This is a genomic window from Erythrobacter sp. CCH5-A1 (assembly GCF_001557115.1).
Classification (GTDB): domain Bacteria; phylum Pseudomonadota; class Alphaproteobacteria; order Sphingomonadales; family Sphingomonadaceae; genus Erythrobacter.
Map to the genome: position 1 here is coordinate 15,164 of NZ_LSKQ01000075.1, position 23,522 is coordinate 38,685.

The following is a 23,522-nucleotide window of genomic DNA, read 5'->3' on the forward strand; positions in this document are numbered from 1 at the left end:
ACGGGTCCACGCGCGCCCCATCAGCCAACCAGCGCCGTTTGGCAAGGTCGGCGGGGAGCGGAGGCCTAACCCGCGCGCACGGTCCGCAGGAAGCCGCGCACCTGATCGCCCAGATGGGCGGCCTGCGCTTCGAGCTCGTTGGCGCTCAGGAGCACTTGGCTGGCGGCCGCACCGGTCGAGAGCGAGAGCTGGCGCACGTCCTCGATATGGGCGCTCACCTTTTCGGTCCCGCGCGCGGCCAGATCGATGCTCTGGGCGAGATCGCGGCCCGCGACCGATTGCTGGTCGACCGCGGTGGCGATCGAGACGGCGGTGGATTCCAGCTCGCGGACCTGCCCGGCGATTGCCCGCAGCGCCTTGACGCTGGCGCCGGTGGTCGACTGCATCGCGCGGATCTGCTCGGCGACCTTTTCGGTCGCGCGGCTGGTCTGCATCGCGAGTTCCTTGACCTCGCTCGCGACCACCGCGAAGCCGCGGCCCGCCTCGCCGCCGCGGGCAGCTTCGATCGAGGCGTTGAGGGCGAGCAGGTTGGTGCGCTGGGCAATGGTCTGGATCAGCTCGACGATCTGGCCCACCTCGTCCGCCGAGGCGGCGAGGGCCGAGATCGTTTCGTCCGCCTCACCAGTGGCGACCGTAGCCAGCCGCGCGAGTTCGCTTGAGGAGGCCGCCTGGCGGCTGATCTCGCTGATCGAGAGCGCGAATTCGTCGCTCGCCGCGGCTGCCGCCGTGGCGCCGGCATTGGCTTCCTCCATCGAGGACGCGACTTCGCCGGTGCGGCGGCTCGCTTCCTCGGCGCTCTGAGCCATGCGGGTGGCGGTGGTGTGGAGCTGGCTCGAGGCGGCGGCAACGCCGCTCACCACGTCGCCGACGGTGCGTTCGAACTGGCGCGCGACATCGTCGAGCAGCGCGGCGCGCTTGGCCTCGGCTTCCAGCCGCTCGCGCTCGCGCTCCTGCTGCAGCTGCAATTCCTGCTCGGCGCGCTCGGCCTTTTCGCGGGCGCGGTCTTCCATCCACTTGTTGGCGCGCTTGAACAGGTCGAGCGCGCGGACCATCTGGCCGATCTCGTCCTGGCGGTCGGCACCCTCGATGGTGAAGTGCCGGTCGCCCGAGGCAAGCTGCTTCATGCCCTTGGCGATCTCGACGATCTTGCGCGAGAAATCGCGGCTGAGATAGGCCAGCCCGAGCAGCAGCACGCTGCCGCCCACCGCCGCCAGCGCGGCGATGATCAGGATCAGGTTGAAGAAATAGGCGATGCCGGTCGCTTCTTGGGTGTCGCCGCGGGTCTCGAGATCGGTGGCGAGCCAGGCGCTGGCGGCCATCACCGCGCTGCCTTGCCCGGCAACCTCGGTCGCAAGGCCATTGGCGTCGCCGCCGCTGCGCAGCTTGGCGGCGGCGCTGTCGTAGGTGCTTTCGAAACGCGCGATTTCCTCGCGCAGGGCATCGACGCGGGGGCTGAGTTCGGGCGCATCATTCTCGACCGCGGCCGCGATCGCGGTGACCTGCGTCATCACCGCGCTTTCGGCGGCGCGCTGGGCATCGCGCGGGGCGGGGGAGGGGTCGTAGAGCGCGCGCACCGAATGATAGCGCAGTTCGCCTGCCGCCATCTGCAACTGCCCGGCCGCCACCAGCGCTTCCTTCACGCGGGCGGTCGAATTGTAGCGGTTCCACAGCTCGCCGAGGCCGATGCCCAGCACCAGCACCATCAGCAGCCCGGCGCCGAGGAAGGTGCCGAACACCGCATTGATCTTGCGCGAAAGGCTGAGGTTGCGGAACCAGGCGAGGCGTTCGAGCAGAGAGACGCGCGCCGGAGCGGGGGCCGGAGCGGCGGCAGGCGCAGCGGCAGCCTCGGTCTCGTCTTCGGCGAAATCGCTCTGGAGATCGCGCACGAAATCGGGAACGGCCAGTTCCTCGCGTCGCTCTTGCCAGCTCATCATGTTCATGCCGCTCGTCCCCCGCAGGTCATTTGGCGGCATTGATGAACGAAAATACTTTATGAACGGTTGATCCGCAAAAGCCCTGGCGTCAGCCCGCGCGCACCCGCGACAGGAAGCTCTGGACCTGGGTGCGCAGCGTGGCGGCCTGAGCCTCGAGGCTGGTCGCGCTCGAGAGCACCTGCGCAGCCGCCGCGCCGGTCGAAAGCGAAAGGTCGCGCACAGTATCGACGTGGCCGGCAACCTTCTCGGTCCCGCGCGCAGCGAGGTCGATGCTGCGGGCGAGATCATGACCCGCGACCGATTGCTGGTCGACCGCGCTGGCGATCGAGACGGCGGTGGTCTCGAGGCTTTCGATCTGCGCGGCGATGGAGCGCAGCGCGCTGACGCTGGCGCCGGTGGTCGATTGCATCGCGCGGATCTGTTCGGCGACCTTCTCGGTCGCGCGGCTGGTCTGGTTGGCGAGTTCCTTGACCTCGCTCGCGACCACCGCAAAGCCGCGCCCGGCCTCGCCGCCGCGGGCAGCCTCGATGCTGGCGTTGAGGGCGAGCAGGTTGGTGCGCTGGGCAATGGTCTGGATCAATTCGACGATCTGGCCGACTTCCTGCGCGCTCGCGGCCAATGCACCGATGGTGCTGTCGGCCTGACGCGCCGAGACGCTGGCCTCGCGCGCCAGTTCGGCCGAGGACGCGGCCTGGCGGCTGATCTCGCCGATCGACATGGCGAATTCGTCGCTTGCCGCGGCCGCCGCAGCTGCGCCGAGGTTGGCTTCCTGCATCGCGGTGGCCGCTTCGCCGGTGCGCTGGCTCGCGTCCTCGGCGGTGGTGGCCATCAGCGATGCGGTCGATTGCAGCTGGCTGGAGGCGGCAACCACGCCGGTGACGACTTCGCCCACGGTGCGTTCGAACTGGTCGGCGATGCCGGCAATCATGCGCTCGCGTTCGAGCCGCGCTTCCTCGGCGATGACCTGCTGGCGGGCGTGTTCGTCAAGCTCGGCCTTGGCGCGTTCGGCGCGTTCGCGGCTGAGCTTCTCGAGCCGCAGCCCGGCGCGGTGGAACACTTCGGTCGCGCGCGCCATCTCGCCGATCTCGTCGGCGCGGTCCTTGCCGCTGATCGCGACATCGCGCTGGCCTGCGGCAATCGCGGTCATCTGGCGGGCCATCGCCTTCAGGGTCGCGCCCACGGTGCGGTTGAAATAGCGCTGGGCGAACACGGTGATGAGCGTGAGGATGGTGGCAAGGCCGATCCACATCATCATCAACCGGCTGATCAAGCCGGCGCCGTCATCGGCCATCGCCTTGGCTTCCTTCCCGAGCGACGTGGTGAGCGCCTGCGCGGCATCCACCACCGCATCGCCCGTGGCGGCGATTTCGGCGGCCTGACGCTGGCGTGCGGCGCTGTCGGCGGTGTCGGGGGTGTAGGCGGTGACCTGGCGACCGAGATCCTCGATCCCTCCGCGGATCAGCGCGAGCCGGTCCTGCTCCTCCATCCCGGCGTCCTTGCCGCGCTCGCTCAGCGTGGCGGCGCTGGCAGCGGCGCGGTCCAGCGCCTCGCGCGCGGCGCGGGCGCGGGCAGTATCGCCATCGGCGACCAGCAGCTCGGCGTGGCGCTGGCCTTCGCTCAGCTGCACCAGCAGGCGCTCGGCCTTGAGGGCGGCATCGTGGGTGGTGCGGATATACTCGGCGCGCTGGCCGAGTTCGACATAGCCCGCCACCACGAACAGCCCCGCCGCCAGCGCGAAGCCGAGGTTGAGGCTGAAGAACAGCGTGATCTTGCTGCCGATCGAAAGCTGCGCGAACCAGCGCTGCCAGCGGGCGGGCAGCGTGACGGGCGCGGGGGCAGCGTCCGGGGCGGGCTGATGCCCGGCGGCCTCGGCCTCGAGATTGAGAGCGATGTCCTGAAGCGCGCTCATGCGGCCTTCCCGTCCTTGGTTGTTGCGGCGTTGCGGTTCTGCGCGGCGATCAGCCGGTCGATTTCGGCAGCGGGCACGGCGCGGTGGTAGAGCCAGCCCTGGATCTGGTCGGCCCCGGCAAGGCGGACGAGTTCGGCCTGTTCCTCGGTCTCGACGCCTTCGGCGGTCACGCCCATGTCGAGCGCGCGGGCGAGCGCGATCGAGGAGAGCATCATCGCCCGGCTGCCGTCATCGACGCCCGCGAGCTCCACAAGGCTGCGGTCGAGCTTCAGCTTCTCGAAGCGGAAGCGCCGCAGGAAGCCGATCGAGGCATAGCCGGTGCCGAAATCGTCGAGCACGATGCGCACCCCGAAGCTGCGGATCACGTCAAGCGTGCGTTCGGCCACCACCGGATCGAGCACGAGGCAGGTCTCGGTCACTTCCAGCTCCAGCCGGTGCGGGGGGAAGCCGGTCTCTTCCAGCACTTCGCCCAGCTTGATCGGGAATTCGGCGTTGCGCAGCTGCGCGGCGGAGATGTTGACCGACAGGGTGATGTCGCCCCAGCGGCCAGCGTCGCACACCGCCTGGCGCAGCACCCATACCCCGAGCGGGTTGATGAGGCCCGAATCCTCGGCCACGGGGATGAAGATGTTGGGGGTCAGCGGATCGCGCTCCGGCCCGCGGTTCCAGCGCAGCAGCGCCTCGACCGCGACGATGCGCTTGTCGTTGGCATCGACCAGCGGCTGGTAGGCGAGGCTGAATTCGCCCGCGGCAATCCCGGCGCGGATCTCGTCCTCGATCTCGCGCACGCGCTCGCGGCGGCGGTCGAAGCTTTCGTTGAACCAGGTGCAGCGCATCTTGCCGCCGCGCTTGGACATGTCCATCGCCACATCGGAGCGGCGCAGCATCTCGGAGGAGGGGATGCGGTTCTCGGCGGTCGACCGCGCAAGGCCGATGCTCGCGCCGACCGCGATGTGGCGATCGCCCAGGGTCAGCGGCGTGCCGAGCTTTTCGAGCAGCCCGCGGCACATCCCTTCGAGGATCGTGCCGGCGACCTTGCCCGCCATCACCGCCGCGAACTCGTCGCCGCCGAGGCGGTAGCAGCGCGCTTCCTTGCCGCACACCTCGCGCAGCACATCGGCGCACAGGTCGATCAGCTGGTCGCCGACATGGTGGCCGTAGTGGTCGTTGACCTGCTTGAAACTGTCGAGATCGATCATCGCCAGCGCCACCTCGTCATCCCCGCGGGCGAGGAACTGGATGTCCTCGTGCAGCGCATGGCGGTTGGGCAGGCCGGTCAGGGGATCGATATGGGCGCGCTGTTCGAGCCCGCGGATCGTCGCGATGCCGCTGCGCCCGAGGAAGAACAGCGTGGCCGCATAGATCAGGATCGCGGTGATCAGCATCGGCCCCTGCGAGATCACCGTCCAGCGTCCCGACAGACCGATGGCAAATCCCAGCCCGCCGGTCAGCACGCTCGCCACCCCGATCGGGATAAGCACCAATCCGACCGGGGTCAGATGCAGGGGTTGCTTCACCGTGAACAAGGACAGGTTTCCCGAAAGCGCGCTTCGCGTCGCGCGGTTGCCGGAACGTGCTAAACACAAGCGGCTAAGGAAGGGTAAAGCCCGGGCCCCGCACAGGCGTAGAAGGATGGCCGGTCAGGCGATCTTGCGGATCGTAGCCAGCGTCGGCGCGGCGGCGGGTTCGAAGAAGCTCGCGCGGCGCTGCGCGGGCACGAAGCGGTCGGTCTGGCCGACCACGGTCTCGCCCGCGCCGAGCATCAGGAACCCATCGGGCATGACTGCGCGTGCGAGCCGGTCGAAGGCCTCGTGGCGGACCTGGCGATCGAAATAGAGCAGCACGTTGCGGCACAGCACCAGATCGAAGGGCAGGCGGCCGGGGTGCGCGGCGGTGAGCAGGTTGCCTTGCGCAAAGCGCACCATCTGCCGCACCTCGTCGCGCAGCCGCCAGCCGCCGGGTGTCTCGTCGAAATGGCGCAGCATCTGGGCAACGCCGAGGCCGCGCTGCACCTCGAACTGGCTGTAGATGCCGCCGCGCGCGATACTGATCGCGCGGTGCGAGACATCGGTGCCGATGATGTCGATGGTCCAGTCCTGCCAGCGCTCGGCCTGTTCGGCGAACAGCATGGCGAGCGAATAGACCTCCTGCCCCGTCGAACAGCCCGCCGACCAGATCGACAAGCGGCGCACGTCGCGGCGGCGATGGGCGAGTTCGGGCAGGACTTCGCCGGGCAGCTGGTCGAAGGTCGGCTTGTCGCGGAAGAAATAGGTCTCGTTGTTGAGCAGCGCCTCGACCACGTCCTGCGCCAGAGCGTCCGAACCGGGGTCGGCGAGCAGGCAGACGAGCTGATCGACATTGGAAATGCCGTGCTGGCGGAAGATCCCCGCGAGCGCCGAGTTCACGCGCCAGCGGCGGCTTTCGGTCAGGTGCTGACCGGTGCGCGCTTCGAGCAGATCGGCGATGATCTGGTGGGAGGCTTCGCTCGCTTCCATCGCCGCTCTACTTGAGCGCCGCGGCGGCAGCGGGGGCGGGCGCGTTCACCTGCGCCATCACCGCATCGCCCAGCCGGTCGGGCGCGGCGACAAGGCTGACGAGCCCCGCGCGCGCAACGGCGCCCGGCATGCCCCACACCGCGCTGCTATCGGCGTCCTGCGCGAAGATGGTGCCGCCGGCATCGACGAGCGCGGCCGCGCCCAGCACCCCGTCGCGGCCCATGCCCGACAGGATCACGCCCAGCGCGCGGCCCTCGCAGGCCTCGGCGAGGCTGGCGAGCATCGGGTCGACCGAGGGCAGACAGCCGCTCGGCTGCGGCTCGGTGCTGATCCGGGTCATCAGCCCGCCCGAGCTCTTGCGTTTCACCACCACGTGGCCGTGGCCCGGCGCGATGACGATGCGGCCCGGGGTCAGGATCAGGCCTTCTGCCGCGATTTCGGCCGGGCGCCCGCAGGCAGCCTCGATCTGGCGCGCGAAGACCGGCATGAAGCTGGCGGGCAGGTGCTGGGTGATGAGCAGCGGAACGTCGAAATCGGGCCCCAGCCGCCGCAGCATCAGGCCGAGCGCATGGATGCCCCCGGTCGAGGCGCCGATCGCGACGACCTCGGGCCGCCGCGTGCGGCGCGCAAGGCCGGGGCGCACGAAGGAGGGCTCGGCCGCAGCGGCATCGGGCAGGGCGGCGGACGTCCCCGCCTCGGCGGCGCCTGTGGCCGCGCGCGAACCCAAGGCGCGGATCTTGCCGAGCAGCGCGGCGCGGTAATCCTCGTTGAAGCCGCCCGGACGCGGCTTCAGCAGCGTGTCGGCCGCGCCCATCTCGAGCGCGCTCAATGTGTGTTCGGCCCCGTCGACCGTCAGCGAGGAGACCACCAGCACCTGCGGGCGGCCCGGCGTGGCGAGGATCGCGGGGAGCGCATCCAGCCCGCCCATCCCCGGCATCTCGAGATCGAGCAGCACCACATCGGCCGGCGTATCGGCAAGCTGGGCGATGGCGCGCTCGGCGCTCGCGGCGGTACCGGCGATCACCAGCGCGGGGTCGCTGTCAACCATGCGCTTGAAGACCGTGCGGACCGTCAGCGAATCGTCGACGATCATCACCCGGATCGGCGCCGCAGCGGCTCCGGCGCGGGCGGGAGCGCGGCCCGGGCTATCCTCCCGCGACGCGCGCGGCAAAGCGGCGGGACGGGTCACGCAAACCCGACAAGCTGCAACTTGATCTGCAGCGTCTCGTGATCGAAGGGCTTCATGACATATTCGTCAGCGCCGGCTTGAATCGCCTCGCGGATATGGGCGACATCGTTCTCGGTGGTGCAGAACACCACCTTGGGCTTGTCGCCGCCGGGGCGCTGGCGCAGCGCGATGAGGAATTCGATCCCCGTCATCACCGGCATGTTCCAGTCGAGCAGCACCACATCAGGCATCGCCCCGTCGCAGGCATCCAATGCCAGCTTGCCGTTCTCGGCTTCCTCGACGGCAAACCCCAGGGTCTCGAGAATATGTCTCGAAACCTTGCGGATGACGCGGGAATCATCGACGATCAGGCACGTTTTCATGGGCGATCCTGCGGTTGGTGCCGCGAGACTAAAGGTCATTTGGTAAGGATTGGATTAAGCCGCAGCCTCGATTTCATTGCGGGCCTCGGGTCCGGCGATGAGAGCGGCAAGATCGATCAGCAGGGCAGGGCCGGCCATGGTCTCGATCATGCCCACCGCCACGCGCGACCATTCCGCGCCGAAGCCGCCGGGGACCTGCCCGGCCTCGCCTACGGCGGTGGTGATGTCCTCGATCCCGTCGACCAGCAGCGCGTAGGAGTGGCCGCCTTCGGTGACCACAGCGGCGCGGTGGTCGGTCGGCCAGGCGCCCTCTGCCAGACCGATCGCGCGGCGGCAGTCGATCACGGTCAGCGCCTGGCTGCGCAGCGCGGTGATGCCGGCGATCCATGCCGGCGCGCGGGGGACAGGGGTGATCGCGGCGGTCTCGATCACCGAGCGCACGTCGAGCGCCGAAAGCGCGCAGCGGCGCCCGGCGATCTGGAGGATGACGAGCAGCTTTTCGGTCATGCGGCCTCTCCCGTGGCAGGTGCGCGCGCGGCATCGGCAGCCGCCGCCGCGAGCGCGGCGAGCAGGCCCTCGCGGTCGTAGCGGTAGATGGTGTCGCTGCCTGCGGGCGCATCGGGCTGGTCGCGCAGGCGGATGACGCGCGCAGGCAGCGGGCGGCCGAGCGTTTCGGCGACTTCGAAGACATCCTCGAACAGGATGCCGATGGTGCCCTCTGCGGCTTCTGCGGGATCCACGATGTCGTAGCCTGCGCTCGCGACAAGGGGAGCGAGGATCGCGCGCGCCCATTCGCCGTCGGGCAGGGTGCAGCGCGGGCGCTGGGCGGCCTGCGGTGCCTCGCCGTGGCGGGCGAAGAGCTCGTGCGCGTCGATCAGGGTGGCAGGCGTGCCGCCGATCAGGGTCATCGCCTCGGCGAGCGGGTCTTCGGGCACGGGGGCGAGCGCCTCGGTGAGCTCCACCGCGTCCTCGACCTCGCGCACCGCATAGAGCAGCTCGCAGGCGCCGTCCGACAGGCGCAGCAGGCGCACGCGGGTCTGGGTGAGCGGGCCTTCGGGCAAGCCGATGAGCGGGAGGATCAGGCCGTCGATCACCACCCGCGGGCGTGCGGCGGAACGGTCGATGGCATGGACGGGCGCGGTCTCGATGCGCTGCACCAGCTCCAGTCGCACCGCGCAGCGCCGTCCGGCGAAGTCGGTGAACAGCATCGCGCGCGGCGCGGTGTCGGCGGCGGCTTCGTCCGCATCGCCCTGCGGGCCGAGCACGCGGGTGCGGGTGTCGGAGACGAGATGGTGCTGCGCGGCAATGTTGGCAACGTCGAGCAGCAGCACCGGGGTGCCATCGTCGAGCAGGGTCGAACCGGCGTAGAGCCCCGATTTCATCACGGCGGGCGCGAGGGGCTTGACCACCAGATCGCCATGATTGTGGATGCCCTCGACCGCGAGCGCGAAGAGGTCGCCGCTGGCGAGGCGCAGCATGACGAGGGTCGGCTCGGCGGCGGTGTCGACGGCGGCAAGCCCCAGCACCTCGCCCAGCATCAGGCAGGGGACGCGCGCGCCGCGGAAGGTGACCAGCGCGGTCTCGCCCAGCCGCGTGAGATCGAGCGCCCGGGCCGAACCCTGCACGATTTCCTCGACGTAGCTCTGCGGGATCGCGAAGCGGTGTCCCGCGACCTCGACCGTCAACCCGGCGATGATGCTCAGCGTCAGCGGGATCTGGAGCGTGAAGGTGGTGCCTTCGCCCGGCACGCTGGCGACCTTGATCGTGCCGCCGACCTTCTCGAGGTTCTGGCGCACCACATCGAGCCCGACGCCGCGGCCCGAGACGTTGCTGACGGTCTCGGCGGTGGAGAAGCCGGGTTCGAAGATGAGATTGAGGATCTTGTCGCGCGAAAGCCCTGCGCGGTCGGCGGGGGCGACGAGACCCATCGCCACCGCCTTCGCCGCGATGCGCTCCTCGTCCAGCCCGCGCCCGTCGTCGGCGAGCACGATCGAGATGGTGTTGCCCGATTGGCGCGCGGCGATGGCGAGGAGGCCGATCTCGCGCTTGCCCCCGGCAAGGCGGGCCGAGGGGCGCTCGATCCCGTGGTCGATGGCGTTCCTGATGATGTGGGTGAGCGGATCGCGGATCGTCTCGATCATCTCGCGGTCGAGTTCCACATCGCCCCCGTCGAGATCGACCATCACCTGCTTGCCGAGCTCCGCCGAAAGGTCGCGCACGAGGCGGGGCAGCGCGCCGAACAGGGTCTCGATCCGCTGCATCCGCATCCGCGTGATCGCGTCGCGCACGTCGGAGAGGATGGTGGTAAGGCGCTCGAAGGGGCCGTCGATGGTCGGCTGGTTGCCCGCCTGGCGCAAGCGGTGGGCAAGGTCGTTGCGGGCAAGCACCATGTCCGAGACGCCGCTCATCACCCGGTCGAGCAGTTCGACGGGCAGGCGGATGGTGCGCTGGTCGGAACGGCGGATGGTCGCGGTCTGCTCCTCGCCCGCGCCCGGCAGGGCGGGGGCAGCGGCGTGGAGGGCGGGGTCGGCCCCCGCCTCGCCGCCGTCCGGATTCTCGCCGGTGGGAACCTCGTTCGCGATGTCGAGCGCGGCGATCAGTGCTTCGTCGCCGCCATCGGGAAATTCCTCGCCTGCTTCGATCGCGTCGATCATCGCCGCGATGCGGTCGATGATTGCGAGCACCCCGCTGACGAGGTGCCGGTCCGGCTCGCGGCGCCCGGCGCGGCAATCGGCCAGCGCGTCCTCGGCGGCATGGCTGAGGCTGGCGAGGCGCGGGAAGTCGAAGAAGCCGCAATTGCCCTTCACCGTGTGGACAAAGCGGAAGATCGCATCGAGCCGCGCGCGATCGGCCGGATCGGCTTCCCAGGCGACAAGTTCGCCGCCGGTGGCCTCCAGCATCTCGCGGGTCTCGGCGATGAATTCCGCCAGCAGGTCGTCCATGCGTGTGCGCGCCCTCTTTCGCGTGTGCGCCGAGGGCTATGCGGCAGGGTTGGTTAACAAGCCCCTAGCGCGCGGCTGCCTGCAGGCGCGCGTGGCGCAGGAAAACGAAGCGCACCAGCACCAGCGCAGAGACTGCGCCGAACAGGTTGGCGGCAAGTTCTGCGGAGTAGATGGCCGCGCTCCCCATCCGCGGCTGGAGCACCAGCGCCGCCGGGAGCATCACCAGAAACACCCGCGCCACCGATTGCGCGAGGGCAAAGCTTGCCCGGTCGACCGCGTTCATGATCCCGTTGCCGACGATCAGCAGCCCGAAGCCCGCATAGCCCCAGGCGGCGATCTTGAGATAGAGGTCGAACTCGGCGACCACGGCAGGATCGTCGGTGAAGATCCGCCCGAGGCTCGCGCCCGCCGCCATCATCGTGCCCGCGACCAGCAGCCCCCAGGCGATGCAGAAGCCGAAGGCATAGCGCACTGCCTCGGCCGCGCGGTCGTCGCGCCCTGCGCCCCAGTTCTGCCCGACAATCGCCCCGATCGCGCCCGAAAGCCCCAGCAGCGGCACCAGCACGAGGCTCTGCAAGCGCCCGGCCGCGCCAAACCCCGCGACCGCCGCCTCGCCCTCGAGGGCGACCAGCGCGGTCAGCACCGCAAGGCCGAGCGGATTGATCGCGTTGGAGAAAGCCGCCGGCAGCCCGACCTTGATGATCGCGCGCGCCGGATCGAGGAGGTCGCAATTGCGCAGAAGGCCCAAGTTCAAGGGCAGCGGCGTGCCGCGCAGCAGCCACACGGCGCAGGCCACCCCCATGGCCCAGCCGATGCCGGTCGCATAGGCGGAGCCCGCGATGCCGAAACCCTCGAAGCCCAAGGCCCCGGTGATCAGGATCGGATTGAGCACCCAGTTGGCCGAGGCGAAAACAATCGAGACGGTGCTGGTGCGCCGCGCCTCGCCCTGCCCCCGCAGCACCCCGTTGAAGCCCATGATCGCGAGGCTCAGCGGGAAGGCCATGGCGTAGGGCGTCATGTAGGCGTGGATCAGTGGCATGAGGTGCGCGGGCGCATTCATCGCGGCGAAGATCGCATCGCTAGCGAGCCACAGCATCGCGCCCATCACCACCCCGCACAGGCAGGCGAAGACGATCCCGAAATTGGCGCGCCGCGCGGCCTTTTCGAAGTCCCCTTCACCCAGCGCGCGGGCGACCACCGAATTGATTCCCACCATCACCCCCACCCCCAGCGAGGTGCAGGCGACCGAGACGGGGAAGATGAAGCTGATCGCGGCAAGCGGCGCAGCCCCCAGCTGGCCGACGAAATAGGCATCGATGATCCCCACCGACATGATCGCGGCGACGCCGATGACCGCGGGCAGGGTCTGGCCGACCAGATGGCCCGGGATGCTGCCGGTGACCAGTTTGGCGGTGGAGGAAGGGGCAGCCGAAGACATTCTTGTGCGGGCCTAGCGGGGCCGCTCGCGGCTTGCAAAGCATTCCCTCGCCATGCGATAGCAGGGGCAAACGAAGACGGAAGAGGAACCGCGCCATGGCAACCCAGCTCAAGCCCACAATCGAGTGCAGCCCCGAGGAATGGCAGGCGCGCCTTGACCTTGCCGCCTGCTACCGGATCTTCGATCACCTCGGCTGGTCGGAATCGATCTACAACCACATCTCGCTGAAGGTGCCGGGGGAGACCGACACCTTCCTGATCAACCCCTTCGGGCTGCTCTACAGCGAGGTCACCGCGTCGAACCTCGTCAAGATCGATGTCGAGGGCAACAACGTGGGCGGCTCGCCCTACATGGTGAACAAGGCGGGCTTCACCCAGCACGCCTATTTCCACAAGCACTTGGGCGGCCGGGCGGATGCGATCTGCCACGTCCACACCACCGCGACCATGGCCGTTGCGAGCCATAAGGACGGCCTGCTGCCGATCAATTTCTACGCCTGCAATTTCCAGGGCCAGATCGGCTATCACGATTTCGAGGGCGTCACGGTGCGCCCCGAGGAAGGCGAGCGGCTGGTCAAGAACCTCGGCAACCACACCATCCTGATGCTGCGCAACCATGGCCCCGTGGTGATGGACCGCACAATCCAGGGGATGTTCGTCAAGATGTGGGCGCTCCAGCGCGCCTGCGAGATCCAGGTCGCGGCGCTCAGCATGGGCGATCCGATCCTCGTGCCGCAGGAGGTGGTCGACGTGCACCAGCGCGACCTTTCGGTGATGCAGGGTCAGGGCGGCGCGGGGCTGTTCGATTTCGAGGCGTGGAAGCGCCGGATCGACAAGATCGACGACAGCTGGCGCAGCTGACCCCGGAAGGGGGGAGGCGCTTGGAGCAACTGCCTGTTTCCTACACGCGGCGAAGCTGGCATGGACGAACCCATGACCCGTTTCGTCCTCCTTTTCCGTGCCTTTGACATGGCCCGTGCGGGGGGCGGTTTTCGCTCTCTGGACAGTGTCTCATGTGTCTCCAACAGCCGCGCTGAAGGGGCTCTGCGATGAGCCGCATGACCGTCAACGAGCGGCCGGTGCAGTTCGACCTCGATCCGCGCATGCCGCTGCTCTACGCGCTGCGCGAGGCGCTGAACCTCACCGGCACCAAGGCCTGCGGGGGTGGGACGGAGTGTTCGGGCGCGTGCATGGTGCTGGTCGACGGGGTGGCGCTGCGCTCCTGCGCGATCACGCTCGCAGAGGCCGAGGGGCGGCTGATCACCACGATCGAGGGGCTGAGCCGCGACCGCTCGCACCCCGTGCAGCAGGCCATGGTGGCGCAGCAGGCGATCCAGTGCGGCTATTGCACGCCGGGCATGGTGATCGCGCTCGCCGCGCTGCTCCAGCGGAACACCGCGCCGACGGCCGCGGACATCGAGGCGGGGGTGCCCAACCTGTGCCGCTGCGGGGTCTATCCGCGAATCGTCAAGGTGATCGAGCAGGCCGCGCGGGTGGCGGCGCGGCAGGAGCGGGTGAGCGCGGCGCCTCCGCCGGGCATCGCGCCCGAGGATGCGGCCAAGGCCGTCCCTGCGCTGCGAGTGCCGGAGGATGAGTGAAATGGCGAAGATGAAGGCGACGATCTGGCACAACCCGGCCTGCGGCACTTCGAGGAAGACGCTGGCGATCCTCGAGAGCCTCTCGGGGGTTGAACTGACGGTGGTCGAGTATCTGAAGGACCCGCCGACTGCCGCGAAGCTCGCCCAGCTCTACCGCGATGCCGGAATCACGCCGCAGCAGGGGTTGCGCCTGCGCGGCACCGATGCGGCGGAGCGGGGCTTGCCCGCGGCCGATGACGCGGCGGTGCTGGCGGCGATGGTCCCCGACCCGATCCTGATCGAACGGCCGCTGGTGGAGACCGAGAAGGGGGTGCGGCTGTGTCGCCCTCAGGATGTGGTGCTCGAGATCCTCTAGGTAGGAGACGACATCGGTTGCGCAGCAACCGCAAGGCCGACCGGCCGCCCGCAGGTGCCCGGAACGCAGCGCAGCGAAGTGGAGGAACACGCCCTCAAGTAGCGAAGCGGTAGGGCGACAAAGACTCACCGAGGACGGGAGCGCGGAGGCGCTCCCGAAATCAGGAACGCGTCAGGTCCCTGTCAGCTTGCAGGCTCACCCATCCATGCACCAGCACCACGGCGCACAGGGCAACGATAAGCCCGAAGCCGAGCCAGTCGGAGTGGCCGTAGAGCCACACGCCCAAGGCGGGGGCGTAGATGTAGGAGGCTCCGGCGAGGCTGGCGACGATCCCCGAGGCCTGCCCCTGCTCGGCGCGGGTCACGGCGAGCGAGGTGCCCGCGGTGGTGCCGGGGCGGAACAGGCCGAAGCCCAATGAGGCGATGGCATAGCCCAGCGCGATCAGGTGCAGGTCGCCCGCCACCGCGAGGATGACGGTTCCGATCGCGGCGGCAGCGATGCCCCACAGCGTGGCGGCGCGCGGGCCGAGGTCGAAGCGCGGGATCAGGCCCCACTGCGCGAGCAGGGTCGCGATCGCTCCGCTCATCAGGACGAGCCCGATGGGGCCCGCGCCCGCGTCCGGGGTCTCGCGCAGGCCGAGGCGGTCGAGGACGAGGAAGCCGGCGATGCCCTGCACCATCGCCTGCGCATGGCCGCCGACGAGGCCGGCGAAGACCCATGGCCTGAGGCGCGGGTCGCGCCAGGTGAGGCGGGGCGGGTCGGTGTCGGCGGCTGCGGCGGCGTCCTCGGCCTCGGTCGTCTCGCCGGGGTCGGCAGGCGCGCCCGAGGCGCTGGCGTAGGGGGCGGGCGTGCCGCGTGCGGCAAAGCGCGGCTCGTCATCGGGCAGGCGCAGCCGCAGCAGGACGAGCGCGACGACGCCGATGGCGGCGAAGCACAGGAACGGTCCCGTCAGCCCGAGGCCGAGGAACGGCACCACCATGAGCGGTGCCAGCGCCGGGCCGATGACGGTGCCGAGCCCGAAGCTCGAGGCGATCAGCGAGAGCGCCTGGGTGCGGGTGGCCCGCGGCGTCCTCGAGGCGACATAGGCCTGCACCGCCGGGGGCGCTGCGCTGCCGAAGCCGCCGTAGAGGCTGCGTGCGGCGGCGAACAGGATGAGCGTCCAGAAGGCGGTGATGAAGCCCGACAGCCCCGCCCACAAGGCAGCGCCGCACAGCACGAAGGAGGTGATGAAGCCCGCCAGCCCCAGCGCCATCATCGCCTTCCTGCCCCGCTTGTCCGACCGCCGCGCCCAGAACGGCGCGCACACCACCCACAGGAGCGCCGACCAGCTGTAGGCGAGGCTGATCCACACGTCCGCGACCTTCAGCGCGGTGCCGATCGAAGGCATCACCGACTGCATCGCGGTGTTGCCGGCGGCCGTTACCAGCATCACCATGAACAGCAGCGCCATGCGCGATGGCGGGATCGCGGCGGCCTCGTCCGGAGCAGCGGCGGCAGCGGCAGGCGGGGCCGAGCGCGCGAGGTCGGGATCGGTCCCGGCCATCGCGGGCGTCTACTCGAACTCGCTGGCGAGGGCTTCGGGCGATGCGCCGGCCAGCTGGCGATGGATCGCGACCGTCACGACCAGGATGATGACCGTGAAGAGCGCATTGACCAGGCCGCCCACCACATCCGTGCCGATGGTGGCGACCGGCTCCCCGAAGGCCGAGAGGATGAGCCCGAGCGTGCCCGTTACCAGCGCCATGATGATTCCGATGGTGAAGATCAGCAGGAACAGGAAGAGCAGGATCCGGAAGCTGTTGCCCTTGGTCAACTGCCACGAACGGGTGATCGCGGAGACCGGATTGCGCTCGCCCTCGATGGCGATAACCGGCGCGATCAGCGCGAACTTCATGAACACGTAGACGAGCACCACGACGCCTGCCAACAGCACGAGCACGGCGACGACGGGCGGGGCCAGCGCTGCGGCGAGACCGATCGGCAGACCGATCGAGATCCCTGCGCCGAGCGCGGTGAGCAGCTGGGCGGCGATATAGGTCGGGATACTGCGCAGCCCCATTCCCAGCGCCTCGCCCACGGTCGGGCGGCCGCGGTCGGTGAGCAGCGCGAAGAGGCTCATTGAACCCACGAACTGGACGATGCTGAGGCCCACCAGCAGCGGCCAGTTGTCGGCGTAGAGCGCGGTCATCTGGTCGGCCAGCGCCCGCATCGCCACGGCAGGGTCGGCGCCCGCGGGCCCGGAGGGCTGGGGCGGGTTGGCGAGCTCGGGCACCAGCAGCGCCGAGGCGAAGGACGGCAGGAAGAAGAACAGCCCGGCGATCGCGCTGATCGTGTCGCGATTGCTGCCGATGAGGGCCGTCGTCTGGGTCCAGGCCTTGCCCATGTCTAGCTTGCGGTTGGTCATTGGTGCGGTTCCGATCCCATGGAGTGCGCCGGGCGCCGCCCGCGGAGCGCGCCCGCGTGCAATCGCCTCTTGATCTCGCCGCTCAATGCCCCCACCGCTGCGCCATGGCAAGCATTGCTCCAGCCGCTGGCGGCGCATTTCCTATCGAGTGGCGGCGCGAGGTCGCGCAGGTGCCCTATGCCGCCGCGCTGGCCGAGATGGAGGCGCGGAACGCCGCGGTCTTCGAGGGCCGCGCGGCCGAGCTCGTCTGGCTGCTCGAACATCCCCCGGTCTACACCGCCGGCACCAGCGCGGACCCGGCCGAACTGGTCGATCCGCGCTTCGAGGTGGTCGAGGCGGGGCGCGGCGGGCGCTATACCTATCACGGGCCGGGCCAGCGCATCGGCTATCTCGTGCTTAACCTCGCGGAACGGGGCAAAGACGTGCGCTGCTTCGTCCACGCGATCGAGGGCTGGGTGATCGCCACGCTCAAGACCTTCGGCGTCGAGAGCTGGCGGGCCGAGGGCCGCGTCGGTATCTGGACCCGCGACATCGACGGCACCGAAGCCAAGATCGGCGCGATCGGCGTGCGCGTGCGGCGCTGGGTGACGATGCACGGCTTCTCGGTCAACCTCGACCCCGACCTGTCGCACTTCGGCGGGATCGTGCCTTGCGGCATCGCCGAATACGGCGTCACCAGCCTCGCGCGGCTGGGGCTGACGGTCTCGGCGGAGGAATGGGACGAGGCGCTGATCGCATGCGGCGCGGATTTCCTTGACGCCTTGGATGCCGCCGCCAAAAGGGCGTGCCGATGAAACGCGCTCTTCTCCTCGCACTGCCGCTTGCGCTCGCCGCCTGCGAGCAGCAGGCCACCGCCCCCGCCGAGCAGGGCGGCGCGGCCTCGGGCGAGGTGCTCCCCGGATCGATCTCGGACGCGATGATCCCGCTCGAACAACTTGATTCGCAAGCCCCCCTCGCCCCGCGACAGGTGCAGGCCGAGGGCGAGAACATCGATGCCGAGCAGCCCGAAGTCACCCCTATGGAAGGCATCGAGGGCGCACCTGCCCCGGCGGACGCTCCGGCCGCGCCTGCGGCACCGGCTCCGGCCGAATAGCTGTCCGAAATTGGGCGGGAAGCTGCCGCTTTTCGTCATCCCAGCGAAAGCTGGGACCTAGGGCGGCAGTCACCGCATCAAGAGGCCCGAGGCCCCAGCTTTCGCTGGGGTGACGGAGAAGGAAAGGCTGGGGCGATCACCGCACGGCGGCTCCTGGCCCGGCAGCGCCCGAAAGCGGACACTGCCGGGGTGCCAATTCACTCCGCCGCTTCGGCCTGTTCTTCCGCGAGCGTCGGGTAGTCGGTGTAGCCCTGCGGAATCGGGAAGTACCAGCTCTTGGGCACGTCCTTGTTGGGGTTCCAGTGGGCGCCCGCCGCGATGCGCTTGTCGAGATCGGGGTTGGAGATATAGGGCCGCCCGAAGCTCACCGCGTCGCACTTGCCGCTTTCGACGTCCGCGACCGCTTCCTCGGCGGTGTAGTCCGAATTGAGGATCAGCTTTCCGGTGTAGATCTGGCGGATCAGCGGGCTCTGCTTGGGCACGTCGGTCCGGCCGAAGGTGCCCTCTGGCCCGGGCTCGCGTAGTTCGACGAAAGCGAGGCCGAGTTCCTCGCACACCTTGGCCGCCGCGCCGAAGGTCGCAGCCGGGTTGCTGTCGTCGGTGCCTTGCGAATCGCCGTTGGGCGAGAGGCGGATGCCGACGCGATCCGCGCCCCACACGTCGATCAGCGCCTCGAGCACCTCGCGCATGAAGCGGGTGCGGTTCTCGGGCGAGCCGCCATATTCGTCGGTCCTGAGGTTGGTCTTGTCGCGCAGGAACTGGTCGACGAGATAGCCATTGGCGCCGTGGAGCTGCACCCCGTCAAAGCCTGCCTTCTTGGCGTTTTCGGCAGCGCGGCGGTAGTCGGCGATGGTGCGCTTGATGTCCTCGTGGGTCATCTCGCGGGCGACGGCATAGGGCTGCTTGCCGGTCGGCGTGTGGGCCTCGCCCGGAGCCTGCGTGGCGCTCGCCGAGAAGGGCGGCTGGCCGTCGAGGAACACCGGGTGGACGATGCGGCCCATGTGCCACAGCTGCATGACGATGAGGCCGCCTTCCTCGTGCACCGCCTTGGTGGTGGCCTTCCACGCCTCGGTCTGCTCGTCCGACCAGATGCCGGGCGCGCTCGGCCAGCCGAGGCCCTCGCGGCTGATGCCGGTCGCTTCGGTGAGGATCATGCCCGCGCCGGCGCGCTGGCGGTAATAGGTCGCCATGAGCTCATTGGGGACGAACATCGGCTCGGCCGCGCGCCCGCGGGTGAGCGGGGCCATGTGGATGCGGTTCTTGGCATGGAGCGCGCCCATCTGGAGCGGCTGGAACAGAGCGTCGTGCATGTGTGGGTAATCCTTTCGGACCAGTTGCGATTGGCTATCCACTTGGGGGCAGCGGGGCTAGGGCGCAAGCATGGAAAATGAGGATGGGCCCCAAGAAGAAGTTGCTGCGCATGCGCCGCCGCGCTGGCTCCTGCTCGCCGCGCTGCTCGGCGGCAATGTCGCACTCGCGATCGGGCCGTGGTTCGTGCGGGTGGCCGACACGGGGCCGGTCGCGGCGGGCTTCTGGCGGCTGTTCCTGGCGCTGCCTTTAATGGTGCTGCTCGCAAGGGCGAACCGTCAGCGGCTGACGGGTATCCCGACGGGGACGCTGGCGCTCGTGGCGCTGGGGGCGGTGACCTTCGCGTTGGACCTCGCCAGCTGGCACATCGGCATCGCGATGACGCGGATCGGCAATGCGACGTTGTTCGGCAATGCCGGGTCGATCGTGCTGCTGTTCTGGGGCTTCATCGTCCACCGCGTGGTGCCGGGGCGGCTGGAGGCGCTGGCGATTGTCTTTGCCCTCGGCGGCGCGGCGATCCTGATGGGGCGCAGCCTCGAAATCAGTCACGAGACGCTGGTGGGCGACCTGTTCAGCGTGGCGGCGGGTTTGCTCTACGCTGTCTATTTGCTGACGCTCCAGAACGCGCGCGGGGCCTTCGGGTCGTGGAGCCTCTTGGTGTGGGTGAGCATCTTCGGCGCGCCGGTGCTGCTGGTCATTGCCCTCGCGCTGGGCGAGCCGGTGTGGCCGCATGCGTGGGGGCCGATTGTCGGGCTGTTCGTGCTCAGCCAATTGCTGGGGCAGGGGTTGATGGTGTTCGCGCTCAAATATTTCCCGCCGCTGGTGGTGGGCCTCGCCCTGCTGACGCAGCCGGTGGTCGCCTCGATCTACGGCTGGGCGGTGTTCGGCGAGGTCTTGTCGGGGCTGGATATTGCCGGCATGGTGCTGGTCGGCGCGGCGCTGGCAGTGGCGCGGGCGAAGGGTTAGGCTATCGCGTACTCGGCCATCAAAGCATCTCTAAACCCTTTGTAGGCCTTGATGGACTTTACCCAATCGGCTCTCGAATAGTGCGACCACTCTTTGAAGGGGACGTCCGCTAAGTGCTCTTGATTCCTCTTATCCCAAAGCCAAACGAGTTGATCGTGAACCTTTTGATCAATTACTTGGAGTTCTAGATACCTAGCGACCCGGTTCTTGAATGAGGTTTTGCGCCCTAAACCCTGATGGTTTGGACGAAGCGATAAGCTTTCGCAGATGTTGCCCACAAGGCAGACGGCTTCCTTGATGAGCATCTCTTGTGCTTGCCCACTTAAGTCGGTGTGGACAAATAGCCATCGAAGCACATCATGCGTCATAAGCGCGTAGCTCAGATTGGCCTTAAGCGTTGCGTCCTCAATGAATGCCAATTTCTGACGGTGCTTCGCCGCTGTTGGAAGAAACCCTCGCGGAAATCGCAGCTTCAGAATGTCAGAATGCTGAGGGTTTGCCTTCACAAAATCATGTGACATCTGGATGAGGGTGCTCGCCTCGCGAACTGCGACCCGAAGCTGTTCGTCAGTTTCGATTGGCTCGTCAGATATCGCCATCTTTCAATCCCCGCTAAACCGCACCCTCCCCAAATCCCCCATGCCCACAGTCCCGCTCGCCATCTCGAGCATCCGGTCGAGGCTGCGCTTCGCCTTCAGGCGGATACCTTCTTCGATCTCCACCTGCGGCGACAAATCGCGCAGCGCCACGTAGAGCTTCTCCATCGTGTTCAGCGCCATGTAGGGGCAGATGTTGCACGAGCAGTTCCCGTCCGCCCCCGGCGCGCCGATGAAGGTCTTTTCGGGCAGCGCCTTCTGCATCTGGTGGATGATGTGCGGTTCGGTCGCGACGATCAGGGTGTCGCCGGGGAAGGTCTTGGCGAAGCTCAGGATGCCGCTGGTCGAGCCCACGTAATCCGCGTGGTCGATGATCGTCGGCGGGCATTCGGGGTGCGCAGCGATGGGCGCGCCGGGGTGTTGCTCCTTGAGCTTGAGCAGCTCGGTCTCGGAAAAGGCCTCGTGGACGATGCACACGCCGGGCCACAGCAGCATCTCGCGGTTGAACTTGCGGCTGAGATAGCCGCCGAGGTGCCGGTCGGGGCCGAAGATGATTTTTTGCTCGGGGGGGATTTGCGCGAGGATCGTCTCGGCGCTGGAGCTGGTCACGATCACGTCCGAGAGCGCCTTCACCTCGGTCGAACAGTTGATGTAGGTCAGCGCGATGTGATCGGGGTGGGCTTCGCGGAAGGCGCGGAACTTCTCGGGCGGGCAAGAGTCCTCGAGGCTGCACCCGGCGTCCATGTCGGGCAGGATCACGGTCTTCTGGGGCGAGAGGATCTTGGCGGTATCGGCCATGAATTTGACCCCGCAGAAGGCGATCACGTCCGCGTCCGTGGCGGCAGCCTTGCGCGACAATTCGAGGCTGTCGCCCACGAAGTCGGCGATGTCCTGGATGTCGGGCGTCTGGTAATAATGCGCGAGGATCACCGCGTTCTTCTCCTTGCGGAGGCGGTCGATCTCGGCGAGCAGGTCGGCGCCGGTGGGGTTGCGGGTCAGCAGGCTCATGGTCGGGTTCCCCGTAAACTCAAGAGCCGCCGATATAGGCGCTGGCGAGCGATTATCGAGCGAAAACCGTCAGCCGCCGAAGCCCGGCGGCAGGAAGGGCGCCATTGGCCGCTCGGCCCCCGCCGTGCCCGCGATCAGCCATTCGGTGAAGGCATAGCCGATGGGCGAATAGGCGAGCATCATCGAGACCGCGAAGACCCCGACATTGATTCCCATGCCCCACCAATAGGCCGGATGGACGCGGCCATGCGCGCGCCAGTCGGCCCACATCCCGATCAGCGGAAAAATCCATGTCACCGCGATCGAGATCGGCCAGGCATAGGGGATCAGCAGCGGCGCAGGGATGATCCGCCCGAGGCCCGGCCCCGTCAGGATGCTCATCGCCACCAGCATCAGCCGCCGGTGCCAGCCCTGATGCCGCCGCACCCTCAGCGCCCACAGGGCAAGCCCCCCGAAGCAATAGAGCCCCATCGCATTGCTGATCACGAATTCGTTGACCGCAAAGAAGAACGGCCCTCCGCGCGCCTGTGCCGAGTGTACCATCACCGCCGTGCCCGCGATCATCATCACCGGGATGAGGACATAGGCCGCGCGCCCCAGCTGGCGGTGCAGCGCGACATTGCCGCTCGCAATGCTGATCGCTTGCGCCGCATAGAGCCCGAGCCACGCCATGAAGATGATGCCGTGGGCATGGACCGTCACCGGCTCGGCAAAGCTCGACCGGCCGAGCGCGAGGTTGAGCACGAAGCCCGATACTGTCGCGGCGCACATGACGAGCGCCATGACCATGAAGAAGCGCGTATCGCCTGCCGGCGCGGCGCGCGGTGATGCTACCGTTGCCATGAAAGATCCCCCTCCCAAGCGTCCCCGGGGGCGGGTTTACCCACGGATCGCGCGGGCGCGCAAGCGGCGTTGCTAGACGACCCGCCAGACCTCGCCGTCGCAGGCCGCGAGGCCGCGCTTCTCGAGGTCGATCAGATGCGCGGTGACGCTCATCTCTGCCGCCCCGATCAGGCGCGTGTCGAGGCCCTTGTACATCTCGGGAATGAAGCCGCTTACGGGACGCGCGGCCTCGCCCAGCAGGCGCAGAATCTGCGCCTCGCGCTGGCGGCGATGGCCGATCATGCCGCGCACCAGTTGCTTCGGCTTCTCGATCGCCGCGCCATGGGCCGAGTGATAGCGCGCGTCATCGCGCGCCATCAGCTTCTCGAGGCTCGCCATGTAGTCGCCCATGTCGCCATCGGGCGGGATGACGACGCTGGTCGACCAGCCCATGACATGGTCGCCGGTGAAGAGGGCGCCGCTCTCTTCGAGCGCGAAGCACAGGTGGTTAGAGGTGTGCCCCGGCGTGGCGACGGCAGTGAGCGTCCAGCCGGTGCCGCGCATCCCCTCGCCATCCACAAGCACGCGGTCGGGGGCGTAGGTCGGGTCGAAGGCCTCGTCGGAGCGGGGGCCGGCGACTTGCAGCATCAGGGGCGCGCAGCCGACGATGGGCGCAGCCGTAAGCGCGGCGAGGGGCGCAGCGGCGGGCGAATGGTCGCGGTGGGTGTGGGTGCACATGATCGCGAGGATTTTTCGGGATCCCACCGCGGCAAGGATCGCGGCGATGTGCGCGGCCTCGTCCGGCCCCGGGTCGATCACCGCGCAGTCGGGGCCATCGGCCATCCCCACCACATAGGTCTGGGTGCCGGTGAAGGTATAGGGCGAGGGGTTGGGGGCGAGCACGCGCCTGACCAGCGGCTCGACGTCCTCGGCAAGGCCGGTGGGCCAGGGTTTTTCGGGGATGGTGACCATGAAGGACACATGGGCTTCCGGTGTGCGGAGAGCAAGGGACTTGCCCACCCCTGCCCCTCCCGCAAGCGGGAGGGGAGTTGTTTGCGCTACCGGCCCCCCTCCCGCTTGCGGGAGGGGTTAGGGGTGGGCCCG

22 protein-coding genes are annotated in these 23,522 nt (G+C 68.6%); 6 read left to right on the forward strand and 16 right to left on the reverse strand.

Features of this window, described 5'->3' with window-relative positions; all coding sequences use genetic code 11:
- Positions 1–65: 65 nt before the first annotated feature.
- The 9 genes from AX708_RS03810 to AX708_RS03850 form a co-directional block, all read right to left on the reverse strand.
- Entirely contained in the window at positions 66–1,973 is a 1,908-nt protein-coding gene (locus AX708_RS03810) for a methyl-accepting chemotaxis protein (RefSeq protein ID WP_197426131.1), read from the reverse strand.
- Positions 1,974–2,022: 49 nt separating this feature from the next.
- Complete coding sequence (locus AX708_RS03815) at positions 2,023–3,843, reverse strand: methyl-accepting chemotaxis protein (RefSeq protein ID WP_066530538.1); 1,821 nt, start codon at positions 3,841–3,843, stop codon at positions 2,023–2,025.
- Entirely contained in the window at positions 3,840–5,360 is a 1,521-nt protein-coding gene (locus AX708_RS03820; RefSeq protein ID WP_197426132.1) for a bifunctional diguanylate cyclase/phosphodiesterase, read from the reverse strand. Before AX708_RS03820 ends, AX708_RS03815 begins: the two co-directional genes overlap by 4 nt.
- A 123-nt stretch (positions 5,361–5,483) precedes the next feature.
- Entirely contained in the window at positions 5,484–6,338 is an 855-nt protein-coding gene (locus AX708_RS03825; protein ID WP_066530541.1) for a protein-glutamate O-methyltransferase CheR, read from the reverse strand.
- A gap of 7 nt (positions 6,339–6,345) precedes the next feature.
- Positions 6,346–7,527, reverse strand: a complete 1,182-nt coding sequence (gene cheB / locus AX708_RS03830) for a chemotaxis-specific protein-glutamate methyltransferase CheB (protein ID WP_197426133.1) — start codon at positions 7,525–7,527, stop codon at positions 6,346–6,348.
- Positions 7,524–7,889, reverse strand: coding sequence for a response regulator (locus tag AX708_RS03835; RefSeq protein ID WP_066530543.1), 366 nt, complete (start codon positions 7,887–7,889; stop codon positions 7,524–7,526). The genes cheB and AX708_RS03835 overlap by 4 nt, the downstream gene beginning before the upstream one ends.
- Positions 7,890–7,943: 54 nt before the next feature.
- A complete protein-coding gene (locus AX708_RS03840; RefSeq protein ID WP_066530544.1) occupies positions 7,944–8,396 on the reverse strand; it encodes a chemotaxis protein CheW in 453 nt (150 codons plus the stop codon).
- Positions 8,393–10,831 carry a chemotaxis protein CheA gene (locus tag AX708_RS03845; RefSeq protein ID WP_066530547.1) on the reverse strand — a complete coding sequence of 813 codons (2,439 nt, stop codon included), beginning with the start codon at positions 10,829–10,831 and terminating at the stop codon, positions 8,393–8,395. Before AX708_RS03845 ends, AX708_RS03840 begins: the two co-directional genes overlap by 4 nt.
- Before the next feature lie 64 nt (positions 10,832–10,895).
- Positions 10,896–12,269 (reverse strand): MATE family efflux transporter, encoded by a 1,374-nt coding sequence (locus tag AX708_RS03850; RefSeq protein WP_066530548.1) that lies wholly within the window; start codon positions 12,267–12,269, stop codon positions 10,896–10,898.
- 95 nt (positions 12,270–12,364) lie between these two features.
- Between AX708_RS03850 and AX708_RS03855 the strand changes: the two genes are divergently transcribed.
- The 3 genes from AX708_RS03855 (at position 12,365) to AX708_RS03865 (ending at position 14,221) form a co-directional block, all read left to right on the forward strand.
- Positions 12,365–13,129 carry a class II aldolase/adducin family protein gene (locus AX708_RS03855; RefSeq protein WP_066530556.1) on the forward strand — a complete coding sequence of 255 codons (765 nt, stop codon included), beginning with the start codon at positions 12,365–12,367 and terminating at the stop codon, positions 13,127–13,129.
- A gap of 188 nt (positions 13,130–13,317) precedes the next feature.
- Complete coding sequence (locus AX708_RS03860; RefSeq protein ID WP_066530559.1) at positions 13,318–13,866, forward strand: (2Fe-2S)-binding protein; 549 nt, start codon at positions 13,318–13,320, stop codon at positions 13,864–13,866.
- Between the two features lie 10 nt (positions 13,867–13,876).
- On the forward strand, positions 13,877–14,221 hold the full coding sequence (locus tag AX708_RS03865) for an ArsC/Spx/MgsR family protein (RefSeq protein WP_066530608.1): 345 nt from the start codon (positions 13,877–13,879) through the stop codon (positions 14,219–14,221).
- Between the two features lie 160 nt (positions 14,222–14,381).
- Here AX708_RS03865 and AX708_RS03870 read toward each other — a convergent pair whose 3' ends face one another.
- Positions 14,382–15,764 (reverse strand): MFS transporter, encoded by a 1,383-nt coding sequence (locus AX708_RS03870; RefSeq protein ID WP_066530561.1) that lies wholly within the window; start codon positions 15,762–15,764, stop codon positions 14,382–14,384.
- Between the two features lie 9 nt (positions 15,765–15,773).
- Positions 15,774–16,625 (reverse strand): glycerophosphoryl diester phosphodiesterase membrane domain-containing protein, encoded by an 852-nt coding sequence (locus tag AX708_RS03875; RefSeq protein WP_066530563.1) that lies wholly within the window; start codon positions 16,623–16,625, stop codon positions 15,774–15,776.
- 104 nt (positions 16,626–16,729) lie between these two features.
- Between AX708_RS03875 and lipB the strand changes: the two genes are divergently transcribed.
- Positions 16,730–17,419, forward strand: coding sequence for a lipoyl(octanoyl) transferase LipB (gene lipB / locus AX708_RS03880; RefSeq protein ID WP_066530567.1), 690 nt, complete (start codon positions 16,730–16,732; stop codon positions 17,417–17,419).
- Positions 17,416–17,718 carry a hypothetical protein gene (locus AX708_RS03885; RefSeq protein WP_067489542.1) on the forward strand — a complete coding sequence of 101 codons (303 nt, stop codon included), beginning with the start codon at positions 17,416–17,418 and terminating at the stop codon, positions 17,716–17,718. Before lipB ends, AX708_RS03885 begins: the two co-directional genes overlap by 4 nt.
- A gap of 197 nt (positions 17,719–17,915) precedes the next feature.
- On the opposite strand, the gene AX708_RS03890 is transcribed toward AX708_RS03885, so the two are convergent.
- Positions 17,916–19,028, reverse strand: coding sequence for an alkene reductase (locus AX708_RS03890; protein ID WP_066530572.1), 1,113 nt, complete (start codon positions 19,026–19,028; stop codon positions 17,916–17,918).
- Between the two features lie 70 nt (positions 19,029–19,098).
- On the opposite strand from AX708_RS03890, the gene AX708_RS03895 reads away from it, so the two are divergent.
- Positions 19,099–19,992: a DMT family transporter gene (locus AX708_RS03895; protein WP_066530575.1), complete on the forward strand. Its 894-nt coding sequence runs from the start codon at positions 19,099–19,101 to the stop codon at positions 19,990–19,992.
- Here AX708_RS03895 and AX708_RS03900 read toward each other — a convergent pair.
- The 4 genes from AX708_RS03900 to AX708_RS03915 all read right to left on the reverse strand — a co-directional run bounded on the left by AX708_RS03900 (position 19,989) and on the right by AX708_RS03915 (position 23,390).
- Entirely contained in the window at positions 19,989–20,591 is a 603-nt protein-coding gene (locus AX708_RS03900) for a hypothetical protein (RefSeq protein ID WP_066530578.1), read from the reverse strand. The genes AX708_RS03895 and AX708_RS03900 overlap by 4 nt on opposite strands.
- Before the next feature lie 3 nt (positions 20,592–20,594).
- Entirely contained in the window at positions 20,595–21,596 is a 1,002-nt protein-coding gene (nadA, locus tag AX708_RS03905) for a quinolinate synthase NadA (RefSeq protein ID WP_066530582.1), read from the reverse strand.
- Positions 21,597–21,665: 69 nt separating this feature from the next.
- Complete coding sequence (locus tag AX708_RS03910; RefSeq protein WP_066530585.1) at positions 21,666–22,439, reverse strand: hypothetical protein; 774 nt, start codon at positions 22,437–22,439, stop codon at positions 21,666–21,668.
- A 72-nt stretch (positions 22,440–22,511) separates the two neighbouring features.
- Entirely contained in the window at positions 22,512–23,390 is an 879-nt protein-coding gene (locus AX708_RS03915) for an MBL fold metallo-hydrolase (RefSeq protein ID WP_066530587.1), read from the reverse strand.
- Between the last annotated feature and the right edge of the window lie 132 nt (positions 23,391–23,522).